Annotated in this window: 9 protein-coding genes; 3 read left to right on the top strand and 6 right to left on the bottom strand. The window is 42.6% G+C overall.

What is annotated here, in order from left to right:
* Window position 1: 1 nt before the first annotated feature.
* The 6 genes from QZ576_RS18235 to QZ576_RS18210 form a co-directional block, all read right to left on the bottom strand.
* On the bottom strand, window positions 2–1,648 hold the full coding sequence (locus QZ576_RS18235; RefSeq protein WP_297099696.1) for a hypothetical protein: 1,647 nt from the start codon (window positions 1,646–1,648) through the stop codon (window positions 2–4).
* A gap of 33 nt (window positions 1,649–1,681) precedes the next feature.
* The gene (locus tag QZ576_RS18230; RefSeq protein ID WP_297099693.1) at window positions 1,682–2,962 is read right to left on the bottom strand and encodes a hypothetical protein; all 1,281 of its coding nucleotides are present in this window, start codon (window positions 2,960–2,962) and stop codon (window positions 1,682–1,684) included.
* Window positions 2,946–3,680, bottom strand: coding sequence for a type III pantothenate kinase (locus tag QZ576_RS18225; protein WP_297099691.1), 735 nt, complete (start codon window positions 3,678–3,680; stop codon window positions 2,946–2,948). Before QZ576_RS18225 ends, QZ576_RS18230 begins: the two co-directional genes overlap by 17 nt.
* Window positions 3,680–4,525, bottom strand: a complete 846-nt coding sequence (gene nadC / locus QZ576_RS18220; RefSeq protein WP_297099689.1) for a carboxylating nicotinate-nucleotide diphosphorylase — start codon at window positions 4,523–4,525, stop codon at window positions 3,680–3,682. The genes QZ576_RS18225 and nadC overlap by 1 nt, the downstream gene beginning before the upstream one ends.
* Window positions 4,526–4,529: 4 nt before the next feature.
* On the bottom strand, window positions 4,530–6,101 hold the full coding sequence (nadB, locus tag QZ576_RS18215) for an L-aspartate oxidase (RefSeq protein WP_297099686.1): 1,572 nt from the start codon (window positions 6,099–6,101) through the stop codon (window positions 4,530–4,532).
* A gap of 154 nt (window positions 6,102–6,255) precedes the next feature.
* Window positions 6,256–6,594 (bottom strand): cupin domain-containing protein, encoded by a 339-nt coding sequence (locus QZ576_RS18210; protein WP_297099684.1) that lies wholly within the window; start codon window positions 6,592–6,594, stop codon window positions 6,256–6,258.
* Window positions 6,595–6,820: 226 nt separating this feature from the next.
* Here QZ576_RS18210 and QZ576_RS18205 point away from each other — a divergent pair, with 226 nt between their 5' ends.
* The 3 genes from QZ576_RS18205 to QZ576_RS18195 are packed head-to-tail and all read left to right on the top strand — an operon-like array spanning window position 6,821 to window position 12,508.
* On the top strand, window positions 6,821–7,999 hold the full coding sequence (locus tag QZ576_RS18205) for an efflux RND transporter periplasmic adaptor subunit (protein ID WP_297099682.1): 1,179 nt from the start codon (window positions 6,821–6,823) through the stop codon (window positions 7,997–7,999).
* A gap of 17 nt (window positions 8,000–8,016) precedes the next feature.
* Window positions 8,017–11,226: an efflux RND transporter permease subunit gene (locus QZ576_RS18200; RefSeq protein WP_297099680.1), complete on the top strand. Its 3,210-nt coding sequence runs from the start codon at window positions 8,017–8,019 to the stop codon at window positions 11,224–11,226.
* A complete protein-coding gene (locus QZ576_RS18195) occupies window positions 11,219–12,508 on the top strand; it encodes a TolC family protein (RefSeq protein WP_297099678.1) in 1,290 nt (429 codons plus the stop codon). Before QZ576_RS18200 ends, QZ576_RS18195 begins: the two co-directional genes overlap by 8 nt.
* Window positions 12,509–12,650: the final 142 nt, after the last annotated feature.

Below are 12,650 nucleotides of genomic sequence, written 5' to 3'. Positions count from 1 at the left end.
TTTAGAAGCGAACTTTTGTGTTTTCATTAATCCAACCTCCTACGTGATAGGTAGAACCTTCTTGCAAACCTTCCATAAATGCTTCTTCCTTGTTAGGGAAATAAGCCTGGTATTTTCTAAGGTCTGCTGCTGCATCAATTGAACAGTCTTCGCTGCGACGTGCTTTTGCGAAATAGTCGCATGCTAACCAGAATACAGCTGATTTTTCCATTGAAGATCCTTCAAATTTTTGTGAAGCTGCAACATAAATGTTTGCAATCAACATGTTTGCATCACATAAATCAGGATCTAATTGAAGTGCTCTTCTTGCATCGTTACGTGCACCTACATAGTTACCGTCTTTTGAAAAACGAACTAAACCGCGCTCGTAGTGGTAAGTGGCTTTCAATTTATCATCAGTTTCCTGATCGATAGCCATTTGGTAGTATTCTCTTGCTTTTTCAACATCGTCTTTTTTCAGGAAACGACGAGCCATATTAAATGCGGCCTCTGCTGAAGGATCAAGTTCGTACAAACGCTCGGTAGCAATACCAAAAAGTTCAGTTTCAGTACATCCGGCTCTTCCCAAACGACGTAACATTGATTTGATAAAATCAGCATCGTTTGAATTATCGTGGTATTGTGGTTCGTAGATATTTATTAAAGCTTCGCAATCAGCAGCACCCGATTTTCCGAATACATTTTCGATATAAGGCAATACTGTTTCCTGTGTTAGTTTTACTTTATCAGCATCTTCGTTGGCAGCAACAATTGCATTACCAATTGAAGTAGCTTCTTCGTAATTCTTAACAACCTGCTCTTTTGGAAGCTCACCCAATTTGAAAAGGGCAACGGTTGTTTGCATATATACTAAAAGAACAGGTGGTTCGGTTTGGTCGCCTTGCAGCTTAACCGATTCTGACAACCACTCGTAAGCCGACTTATGAATTGCTTTTAAAGCCTCACCTTCTGGTGCTTTATCACGGTCCTGGCTCAATTTATATTTTAACCACGATGTACCTTTACGACCCAATACATTACCACGGTCGCCAAAGTATTTAATTCGTTTGTCGTACAATTTCATGTACAAATCGATGTACTTATCGCGCTCAGCATCGGTTTTGGCAGTTTCAATCTGATGCTCATAAATCTTGGCTCCATGAATGTAAAGGTTCATGGTAGATTTAGGATACTTGTTATACAGTTTTTGCCAGTGTGGGATAGCTGATTTATAGTCTTGTTGCTTATAGAATTCACCGTACAAAGAAAGTTCATTTAAGAAATCTCTGTCCTGTGCTTTAATCAGTTCATCCAAAGTGCTCAGATTAACGTCTCCACTTTCTTCTTCTACATCTCCACCTTCTGATGGAAGACTTCCACTAAATGCAAAATCAAACACATCGCCGGTTTTGCCTTCGATGTCTAATCTTTTTCTTTCATCGATAAAAGTAAAGTTGATGTATTTTGTTTTGGCATCAGCTTCAACTTCATACTTACCATCAAAACTGGTCATCATTTCTCCACCCTTATGGGCTTCAACAGTAATTCCAGCTGCCGGTTCTCCGTCAATGTAAACAGTTCCTTTAATAACTCTTTGCGCCTGTGCAACTGTAATACCGACCATTACAACTGCCGCGATTAAAAGAGATATGCGTAAAATAGCTTTCATAATGAGTTTTATTTGTTTTTCTTTTTTTGAATTTTATTCAATCCTTCGCTGCATAAACCACAAGTCGTGTAAGCTAACACTTACGTTCACTTTGGCGTATTTTTCAAGTACTAAATTATACTCTTTTGTCCCTCTTTGTCCAAACTCGGCACTTACATTAAGTGTTGAGTTAGAGCGATACAGTGGTAAACCCACCCCAAAACTTATGCCAAAGTCATTTATATGCTGTCCGGCAAAGGTGTGGTAAGTTTGTTCGTATTTTACACCTGCGCGATATGCAACACGGTTAATAAAACTTCTGATCGAAAACTTATCAGGAATCCACTCAGCCCCAATCGCAAATTTATTTAAATCTGTTAAAAAATTGCTTTTGCCTCCTAAAAATTCGGCGCTGGCCCATCCTTCGTGGTAGTAATCTACATTTATTTCATACACATTTTGTTTCGCGAACGACAATCCTCCGCCCAGCATCATTGGGAAAGTCATCGTTCCCTCGTCTTCTTCGCGGTACAGTAAAGTGTCCTGATCCAGTGCACCTCCGTACGATAAGTTCTTTTGAATAATATCCGATACAAAGTCGGTATATTCGGGCGAGTTGGCGAACACAAGTCCAAATGTTAAACTTTTATCATTTTTCAGTGGCAGAGTTGCCTGCGCCCCCAAATCCAGTCCAAAGTCGCGGATACGAACTGTTGAATACCGTTGTACATTATAAAATGACGGATCGGCAAAAGTTACTTCGGTATTTCGGTTTAATTGCCCAAAACGGTAATTCAGGTTGGCACCTATCGATATATTTTTAATCGGTTCGATAGCGAGTCCCCAACGGGCATTCGAAATACTTCCGGCTCCGTAGTAGGTGTTGTAAACGTTACCCACATTTTCAATATCGGCAACAGAAGTTACATAGTAACCTACATCTGAATAAGGCGTTAAACTTAAGCTTGTTGCCATCCAGTTGGTTATTCTGAAACTCATGGCAAAATACTTGAAGTTGACATCGTTGGTCTTCATGCTTGTGGTTTCTGTTTGGTTATTGGCAAATTTGCCTTCCATACCAAACTCGAATATAAAGTTAAGCGAATCAAGCGATGTATAACTGGCGGGGTTGGCCGCATTTATTTGCATGTTGTACCTGCTTGCAAGGCTTGCTCCTCCCATTGCCGACGAGCGTCCGAGCGAATAGGGTTGCAAATCACCAAGACCATAACGCGAATATGGCGATGTGGTGTTATTATTAAATTGTGCAAACAATACAGCCGGGATAAATAGTAACCCGGCGATCAAAAAACTTACTCTACTTTGTCTCCCCATTATGTTGTAAAATGCGGTTTAAACCAATGCTGGTTAAATTAAAGGTTACAAAGAAAGAATTTTTTAATTTGTTATCAAAAAATTCGGCATCGCCCCCGGTCATAATAACTTTTAAATTATTATAATTTTCCTTAAATGAGGTGATTGCGTGGTCTACTTCGAACACCATCCCGTGTTGTACACCGGCTCTAATTGCCTGCTCGGTTGTTTTTCCGATTAGTTCTTTTATAACTCCCTTTTCTACTTTAGGAAGTTTTCCTGTAAACTGGTTTAATGCCTTAAAACGCATCTCTAAACCAGGTGAAATATTTCCGCCCAGGTATTTTCCTTCGGCGGTTAACAAATCGTAGGTAATTGCTGTTCCTGCATCAATAACCAAAACATTCGTTTCGGGATACAGCTCGAACGCTCCTACAATTGCCGCAATGCGGTCTTTTCCCAATGTCTCTTTCGACTCGTAACAGTTTTCAACAGGCAAAGGCGTTGTAGCGTCCAGTTCAATAAACAGTTTGAACTGCTCCGCCAGCGCAACTTTTAATTCATCGGGATAATCTTTTACCGACGAAAGAATTGCTCTATCCAGCCCCTCGTATTCTTGTTTTAATGTACCGATTAAAGAAGGTGAAAAGGTATCAACCGATACCGTTTTCACCACCTCGTTTTTAGTACAAACCGAATACTTTGTTCGTGTATTGCCTATATCTATTACAAGATTCATTAATCAATAATACGCTGACTGATGTCGAGTGCTTTTACCGAATGTGTCAATGCACCAATCGAAATATAGTCGACACCGGTATGTGCCACTTTGCGAATACGCTTGATGGTCATATTTCCCGATGCTTCAATTTTTGCACGACGATCGATAATATCAACACACTCTTTCATCATCGACGAGCGCATATTGTCGAGCATGATAATATCAACGTCGGCAGCCAGTGCTTCTTTTACCTGGTCGATAGTAGTGGTTTCCACTTCGATCTTAATACTTTTTGGAATTCGTTTGCGAATAGCTTCAACAGCTTTTGTAATGCTTCCGGCAACCTGAATGTGGTTGTCTTTAATCATTACCATGTCGTATAATCCAAAACGGTGATTCGAAGCACCTCCCATACGAACCGCGTACTTATCTAAGTAACGGTATCCCGGTAAGGTTTTTCGGGTGTCCAGAATCTCTACTTTTGTACCTTCAATTTCCTTCATACAAAGGTTGGCATAACTGGCAATTCCCGACAAACGCTGCAAAAAGTTAAGCGCTTTTCTTTCGCCGGTTAATAATCCACGGTAGGTACCTTTAAACTCGGCAATTACATCGCCAGGAACAACATGGCTTCCATCGCGCATAAATACCTTCCACTCAAGGTTTTTGTCGAATTTTCTGAAAACCATTTCTGCTACCTCTAAACCGGCAACAACACCTTCTTCTTTTGCTACAAACTGTGCAGTTTTTACATCGTTACTATCAATAAGGTTGTTGGTAGTTATGTCTCCGTCGCCGATATCTTCGGCGTAAGCCATGTCGAATAAAACTTCGGCCGACTTTAATGTTTTCTCATCCATCATAGCTTTACTTTCTTATGGGTTCAAACTCAATGTTTTTGTTTTTTTGTTGAATAATATGTGTTTTAAAATCAGGATTCTCCTTCTGAAAATCTTCCCGGATATGCCCGCCGCGGCTCTCTTCGCGAACCAGTGCCGATTGCGCAATGAGTTTACTGATGACCGACATGTTCCTGATCTTAATTAAATTATATTCGTTTTTAGTGTTGTCGAATTCTGAAACAATTTCAGAAAACCGGCTGAGTGCCATTTCAAGGTCCTCACGGTTTCTGACAATACCCAGTTTTTTCGACATAATTTGTGCCAACTCGTTCTGATAATCCAGAAATAGTTGCTCATTATTTTCATCCAGCGTAACTGGCTCAGGTGTTTCAATCAAATGCTCCGACGCTACCAATTTTGCTGCTTTTTCGCTGGCACGTTTCCCGAAAACCAAACACTCGAGCAATGAATTACTTGCCAAACGATTGGCGCCCATCACCCCGGTTGATGCGGCCTCGCCACAAACAAAAAGGCCCGAAATATTTGTTTCAGCATCGAGATTGGTACGAATTCCACCAACCATATAATGTGCAGCTGGCGCAATTGGCAAATTATCTGCAGTTAAATCGAAACCAAATTCTTTTAAATGCCTGTCGATATTTTTGAATCGGTTCCTGATCTTTTGCTTATCCAAATGTTTTAACGACAAAAAGATATGATCCTGATCCGATTTTTGTATTTGTCTGAAAATGCTGTAGGCAACTACGTCGCGCGGTGCCAGCTCGGCCAGCGGGTGAATGTCTTTCATAAAACGTTCGCCCTTTGCATTCAACAGCCACGCTCCTTCTCCACGAACTGCTTCGCTGATCAGGTAAGCTTCTTTTCCCGGCAGGTATAAAGCCGACGGGTGAAACTGAACAAACTCAAGATCGGCCAGTCGCGCACCGGCATCGTATGCCAGCGCAATTCCATCGCCGGTTGCGGTATGTGGATTTGTTGAGCGCGCAAAAACCCGCGACAAACCACCGGTTGCAACAATTACAGCTTTGGTTTTGAATATGATATTTTCGTTGGTTTTAAAATCGTAAGCCTGAATTCCGACAATGGCGTTATTGTGCTTCAGCAGTTTTACCGCTGCCACAAACTCAAAAGCCTCAACATTCTTTTTCTCCTGAATAAGGCGCAGTTTAAACAAAGTCAACTCTTTTCCGGTAGCATCGCCGCCGGCATGCAAAATACGACGTTTGGTATGTCCGCCTTCCAGACCCAGCACAAATTCGCCGTTCTCCTTGTCGAATTGCATGCCCAAATCGATTAATTCGTGCACGCGTTCGCGGCCTTCATTCACCAGCACTTCTACTGCATCGTGATCGCAAATGCCACGTCCGGTAACCAATGTATCGTGTGCATGTTGCTCGGGCGAATCCTCATCGGCCATAGCTGCCGCAATTCCACCCTGCGCATAATATGAATTACTAACATCAAGTTGCGACTTGGTAACTATCGCAACGCGTCCGTATTTTGAAGAGTGATAAGCGGCCGACAAACCGGCCAGCCCACTTCCTATTACAACCGTATCAAATTCAAGTATTTGCATCTGTTTTCTATGCTTCTCGCAAACAAGCCTGCAAAGTTAGCATTTCTTTTAAGCAAAACCCTAAATTTTATCACTTAGGTTTTTCCTTGCCCATATAAATCAATGCCTCCCTCAAAAAATCGATACGTATTGTTTAATGAGATTTTTTAGTTCTTCAGTCTACATTTTCATCCGGCAAATAATCGGGACGAATTGGAGTAAATGTCTCCAAAACTTTAGCCTCTTCAAGCACTTCAACCTGGTGCTCAACAGCTGAAGGAATACACCAGCTGTCGCCGGGCCCGGCAACAAACCATTCTTTGTCGATACGAAAATTTAATTTCCCGGAGACCAGGTAGCCGGTTTGTTCGTACGGATGGCTGTGCGACGGCAATTCGCTGCCTTTTTGCAGTATAAATTCACATAAAATCGATTGCTCTTCAAATGCCAGTGGCCGCATTTCTACACCGGGTAATAAAGTTTCAAACTCTCGGAAATTACTCTTTGTAAACATCTTACATTTTTTAGTGTTTCTGCTAATGTAAAAAAGTTATTATTCATATTAAACCATGCTTAAGCTGAAAGGTCTCTGTTATTACTTATTTGGGGTGTAAAGAAGTTAAATGTTAACCGTTCAAAGTGTAGTTTTCACAAAATAAAATTTGATACAAAAAAAAATTGATGATTTTTACGGTCCAAATAAACCTATGATTGAAAAATTCAAATAAAACAAAATAGCCATGAGTTGGAGAAAAATTACGTTTATTGTTGTTGCCCTGATTGTTCTTTTAGGAGGAGCGGCGGCATTATCAGAACTGTTCGTTTCAATGAAACCGGAGCAGCCAAAAAGGCCCGATATCGAGATGAAACGATCGGTTAGAGTAGAAACAGTTAACTACACAGAAATTACTTCGCCACTATCCCTTCCCGGTGGACGTGCCGTGTCGGGCAGCGAAGTGTTGCTGGTTGCCGAAGCATCGGGAAAAATTGAACCGGGTGCTGTGGTACTTCGTAAAGGTACATCGTTTAAAAAAGGCCAGTTGCTTGCCGAAATTTACAAAGACGAAGTGGAGTTGGCGTTGAAAGCACGCAAAGCTCAGTTTTTAACAACAATGACATCGTTGTTACCCGACATGAAAGTTGATTTTCCCAATCAGCTAAATGCTTACGAAACATTTTTCAGAGCTATCGATTTGGATCAGGACCTGCCTGAAATGCCGGTTGTAAAAGACGAAAAACTAAAAGTGTTTTTAGCCAGCCAGGGCGTATTAACCGAATATTACGGTATTAAACAAGACGAAAAAAGATTAAAACGTCATACACTTTATGCACCTTTCGACGGAACATTTACTCAAGTAAATTACGAAACCGGATCGTATGTAAACACCGGCGGACAAATTGCACGAATGATCCGTACCGATCATGTTGAAATTGAAGTTCCGGTTCCGAACGAAGACAGCGAATGGATTAAAATTGGCGACAAAGTGTTTATTCATTCCAATCTCGACGATTCGCAAATTGCCGGCAAGGTTGTGCGTAAATCAAACTTTGTTGAAGCCGAAACACAGTCGCTAAGCATTTTTGTACAGGTGGGCCAGGCTGACTCCGACAAAGTTCTTCCGGGTCAGGTTTACGAGGTTACTTTCCCCGGACAAAAAATTGCCGATGCTATGGAGATTCCACGCGGTGCGGTTTTTAACTCAAGTACTGTTTATGCTGTTATCGACGGCGAACTGAAAAAACGTGAAATAAACGTGATAAAACGCAACGAAACAACGTTGATTTTTGATGGTCTGCCAGCCGGAACCAAAGTGGTTGCCGAGCCATTGATAAATGTAAAAGAAAATACTCCGGTTAATATTCTGGGCGAAGAAGGCAACAACAAGCCAAAACCAGGAAACCAGGCTAAACCACAATAGAAAAAGGAGACAGATCAATGAAGAAGATAGTTGAACTATTTGTAAAATTTCCGTTTTACGCGAATCTGATCCTGCTTTTCCTCATCGTGGTGGGTAGCATAAGTTTTCTTTCGATGAAGAAATCTTTCTTCCCCGAGCGCGAATCGCATATGATCACCGTTCGTGTGGCTTATCCCGGAGCATCGCCGGTTGAAATGGAAGAAGGGGTTACCTCGCGCGTTGAGGAAGCAGTGAGAGCCATTCCCGGTATTTACGAGATCAATTCGGTATCGGCCGAAAACAGCGCCAGCATACGTATTGAAATCCAGCCCGGATACGATATTGATGAAGCACTTATTGAAGTAAAAAACGCCGTTGATGGAATTTCGGCCTTGCCAACAGCAGCCGAACGACCAATTGTTGCGAAAACAAGAACTACATCGCCGGCCGCACGTTTGCTGGTTACCGGCGACGTTGATTTAATGACACTAAAATCGTACGCTCAGCAGGTAGAAGAAGATTTTCTGGGATCGGGAATTATGAGCCAGGTGACCATTTCTGGTTTCCCAAGTCTCGAAATTTCTGTTGAAGCCCAGGAAGAAGATTTGCTGCGCTACGGATTAACTTTCAACGATTTACAAAATGCCATTACCAACAACAACCGCGATGTTTCGGGCGGACAGCTGCGATCGAAAGAAGAAGAGCTGCTGATTCGTTTGCGCTCAAGAAGTGCTGATCCGAACAAAATTGGTAACATTATTTTGCGCGCCAATCCCGATGGAAGCGTGCTTCGCATAAACGATATTGCCACGGTAAAAATGAAATTCTCGGATGTGCCCAACAAAGCACTGGAAAGAGGAAATCCGCTGATCAACATTAATGTAATGAAACTGATTACGGAAGACCTTGACGAGATTGACCAATATGTAAAAAATTACGTTGCCGAATTCAACTCGGAAACACACGGCGTAAAACTGATTTATTCCCGTTCGTATCTCGATTTGTTAAAGTCGCGCCTCGACCTGTTATACAGCAACGGTGGAATGGGATTGATCCTGGTAGTCCTGATTCTTGGTATCATGCTCAGCACCCGCCTTTCGTTATGGGTGGCCTGGGGTATTCCGGCTTCGTTCCTTGGAATGTTTATTGTGGCCAACTTAATGGGAGTCACTATTAATATGATGTCGCTTTTCGGAATGATCCTGGTTATCGGTATCCTGGTTGACGATGGAATTGTGATCGGGGAAAATATCTTCCAGCATTTCGAACGTGGAAAAAGCCCGATGCGCGCTGCCGTTGACGGAACTGTGGAAGTTATCCCGGCCGTAACATCGTCGGTTTTAACTACGGTTATGGCTTTCTCTCCGCTTATTTTTATTACCGGCCGCATGGAAATGATGTACGAAATGGCAATAATTGTGATTGCCAGTTTGCTCATCTCCTTAGTTGAGGCATTCCTTGTTCTTCCGGCTCACCTCGGAAACGAAAAAGTATTAAACCGCAAAACCTTACACCGCAAGGCAAAAGGACTACGAAAATATACCGAACGCTTTTTTACCTGGTTGCGCGATTATGCCTACGACCGGGTGATAAAACTGGTTTTGGAGTGGCGTTACATTGTTATGGGAATTCCGGTGGCAATGATTGTAATTACGCTCGGATTAATTGGCGGACAGCTGATTAAAACAACTTTCTTCCCACGAATGGAGTTCGACTCGTTCAACATTAACATTGCTTTTACGCCAGGTTCCGGCGAACGCCAAACCATGGAATATCTGGAGCGTTTCGATAGCATTGTTTGGGTAGTAAACGAAGAGTTGATGGCCGAATACAACGACACGCTGCCGATTATTGAAAACAGCATTATCAATCTAGGTTCGGCATTTAGCCGCGACGAAAGTGGTGCACACTGCGGAAACATCGATGTATCGCCGCGGAATTCGGAAGAAACAGGCATCAGTTCGTTTGAAATTATCCGCCTTCTGAACCAAAAAATTGGTAAAGTTCCCGAAGCTGAAAAATTCACCATTGGCGCCAGTAACCGTTTTGGCGATCCGGTTTCTATCGGCTTGATGTCGAGAAATACCGAAGAGTTGGAAGCGGCACGCGATTACCTTATGGACAGGCTGTTACTGTATCCGCAGCTAAAAGACGTGGTGAATACAAATGCCTTGGGTAAACAGGAAATTCTTTTGGAGCTAAAACCAAAAGCTTACATGCTCGGCTTAAACGAAACTTACATTGCCGGACAGGTACGTCAAGCATTTTACGGCGGACAGGCACAACGCCTGCAGGTTGGTCGCGACGAACTTCGTATTTGGGTACGTTACCCGGCCGAAGGACGCGAGCGAATCGGTCAGCTGGAAAAAATGAAGGTTAAAACACCGCAAGGTGATTACCCCTTAATGGAACTGGTTGATTACGATATGAAACGTGGCCCGGTAAACATTAACCGTTTTAACGGAAAACGCGAAATCAGGGTAAATGCCGATATGGTTGATCCGGATGCTTCGGTTACTGAAACACTGGATTTGATTAAAGCCGAAGTAATTCCCGAACTTGAAATGCTTTACCCGGGAATTAGTGTAATTTTCCAGGGACAACAGCGCGAAAGTGAACGAAATATGAGCGACCTGGCGTTCCTTTTCCCAATGGCTTTCCTTGCAATTATCTTTATTCTGATGATCAGTTTCCGTTCGTTCGAGCAACCAATGATCATTATTATTATGATCCCAATCTCGATACTGGGAGCTGTTTGGGGACACGGTATTCACGGCAAACCGCTTTCGATTTTAAGTTTGTGGGGAATTGTGGCACTTACCGGTGTAATTGTTAACGACGCGGTGGTGCTGCTTGCCAAATACAACCTGCTAATCGAGGAAGGACTAAAAGTAAAAGACGCCATTGTTGAGGCCGGTAAATCACGACTTCGTCCGATTATTTTAACAACACTCACCACTGCTTTTGGTCTGTATCCGCTTATTCTTGAAAAGAGCTTCCAGGCGCAGTTCCTAATTCCAATGGCCATTTCGCTGGTTTACGGAGTAGCTTTCGGTACTATGTTTATCCTGCTGTTCTTCCCGGCACTTATTTTGGTATTGAACGATATCAGGAAATTTGTTCGCGAAACCTGGCACGGCAAAACATTTGAACGCGAGCACGTGGAAATTGCATGGCAAAATGCACAACGTAAAATCGATAACAGCATTTATCACGAAGAAGATGAGGAGGAGGACACCAATGAATAAGATAGTAACACTATTATTGATAATGGCTACGGGCTTGTTTGCGCAGGCCCAGCAGCCGCTTACACTTACCGACGCCATTACCAAAGCGCTGGAAAATAACTACGACATTGTTATTGCAAAACAAAACCAGCGCGTTGCTGAGATTGACAACAACTGGGGAACGGCCGGCCGCTATCCGTACATTAATCTTTCGCTGGGCGATAATAACTCGGTTCGCGTGGTTGATGGCGACAACACCACCTCAATTGGATTATCGGGCGGTGCATCGGTAAACTGGACAATTTTTGATGGTTTTTCGGTGAGCATTACCAAAACCCGTTTAGAGGAGTTGGAGAACCTTTCGAAAAACAATACGGCGGTTATGGTTGAAGGTACTATTCAATCAGTGATTCTTGCCTATTACGATGTTTTGCTGCAGAAAGAAATTCTGGCAACTTACAACGAGGTAATGGCACTTTCGCAAGATCGTTACGCAAGAACTGAGCAACAAAAAGAATACGGATCGGCAGTAACTTACGATGTTTTGCAGGCGCAAAATGCCTATTTGGCCGACCGGGCAAGTTATCTTTTGCAGGAAGTAGCTTACAAGAACTCGAAACGCAACCTGGCTTATTTAATGGCAGAAAAAGAAGCCATTGACTATGAATATACCGAGAAATTTGAAGCAATAACTGAGGATTACGCACTGGCTGATTTAAGAGGACAAATGGTTGAGAACAACAAAAGTTTGCAAAATCAGTACATCAATCAGCGCCTGCTCGACAATGCCATTGCATCGGCAAAAAGTTCGTTTTCACCATCCTTAGGATTTACCGGCGGAGTAACCGGATCACGCGCCGGAACGAAAATTGGCGACATGGATATGGACTGGGCTAACTCAGCCAACTTCTACGGAAACCTCACGCTTAGCTGGAATTTGTTTAGCGGAGGAAACCGTAAACGTGCATTACAAATTGCTGAGATTGACAGCGACATTGCTGAAATTCAGTTGACCGATATGCAACACGATCTGGACAATAGTTTGGCCAACCTGTTCGAGTTTTACCAGGTACGAAAAGAGTTGCTAACGATTGCCGACGAAAACCTGGCAGCGGCACAACTTAACCTGCAAATTTCGCGCGACAAGTTTGAAGCGGGTGCCATTAACTCCTTTAACTTCCGCGATGTACAGGAAATTTACCTGCGCGCTTCGCAAGGAAAACTGGAAGCGATTTATAATTTTATCAACGCACAAACATCCCTGTTACGCTTAACCGGCGTAATTGTACAGGAATACGAATAAACAAAAACAAGAGGCTATCTAAAAAGTAGTTAAGAACGTCATTCTGAATTCATTTCAGAATCTGTTAAAACTGATTATCAACAGGTTGAAGATCCTGAATCAAGTTCGGGATGACGTAACAGGGACCTTTTGGATAACCTCT

The sequence above is a fragment of the uncultured Draconibacterium sp. genome (assembly GCF_913060805.1).
In the GTDB taxonomy this organism is placed as follows: domain Bacteria; phylum Bacteroidota; class Bacteroidia; order Bacteroidales; family Prolixibacteraceae; genus Draconibacterium.
Note: the sequence above shows the minus strand (reverse complement) of the source record. Positions and strands in the feature narration are given on the sequence as shown.

What these genes read in the sequence shown, in the direction of transcription:
- QZ576_RS18225 (WP_297099691.1), bottom strand. Translation starts at nt 3,680, where the DNA reads ATGAATCTTGTAATAGATATAGGCAATACACGAACAAAGTATTCGGTT.
- nadB (WP_297099686.1), bottom strand. Translation starts at nt 6,101, where the DNA reads ATGCAAATACTTGAATTTGATACGGTTGTAATAGGAAGTGGGCTGGCC.
- QZ576_RS18205 (WP_297099682.1), top strand. Translation starts at nt 6,821, where the DNA reads ATGAGTTGGAGAAAAATTACGTTTATTGTTGTTGCCCTGATTGTTCTT.
- QZ576_RS18195 (WP_297099678.1), top strand. Translation starts at nt 11,219, where the DNA reads ATGAATAAGATAGTAACACTATTATTGATAATGGCTACGGGCTTGTTT.
- nadC (WP_297099689.1), bottom strand. Translation starts at nt 4,525, where the DNA reads ATGATGGATGAGAAAACATTAAAGTCGGCCGAAGTTTTATTCGACATG.
- QZ576_RS18230 (WP_297099693.1), bottom strand. Translation starts at nt 2,962, where the DNA reads ATGGGGAGACAAAGTAGAGTAAGTTTTTTGATCGCCGGGTTACTATTT.
- QZ576_RS18200 (WP_297099680.1), top strand. Translation starts at nt 8,017, where the DNA reads ATGAAGAAGATAGTTGAACTATTTGTAAAATTTCCGTTTTACGCGAAT.
- QZ576_RS18235 (WP_297099696.1), bottom strand. Translation starts at nt 1,648, where the DNA reads ATGAAAGCTATTTTACGCATATCTCTTTTAATCGCGGCAGTTGTAATG.
- QZ576_RS18210 (WP_297099684.1), bottom strand. Translation starts at nt 6,594, where the DNA reads ATGTTTACAAAGAGTAATTTCCGAGAGTTTGAAACTTTATTACCCGGT.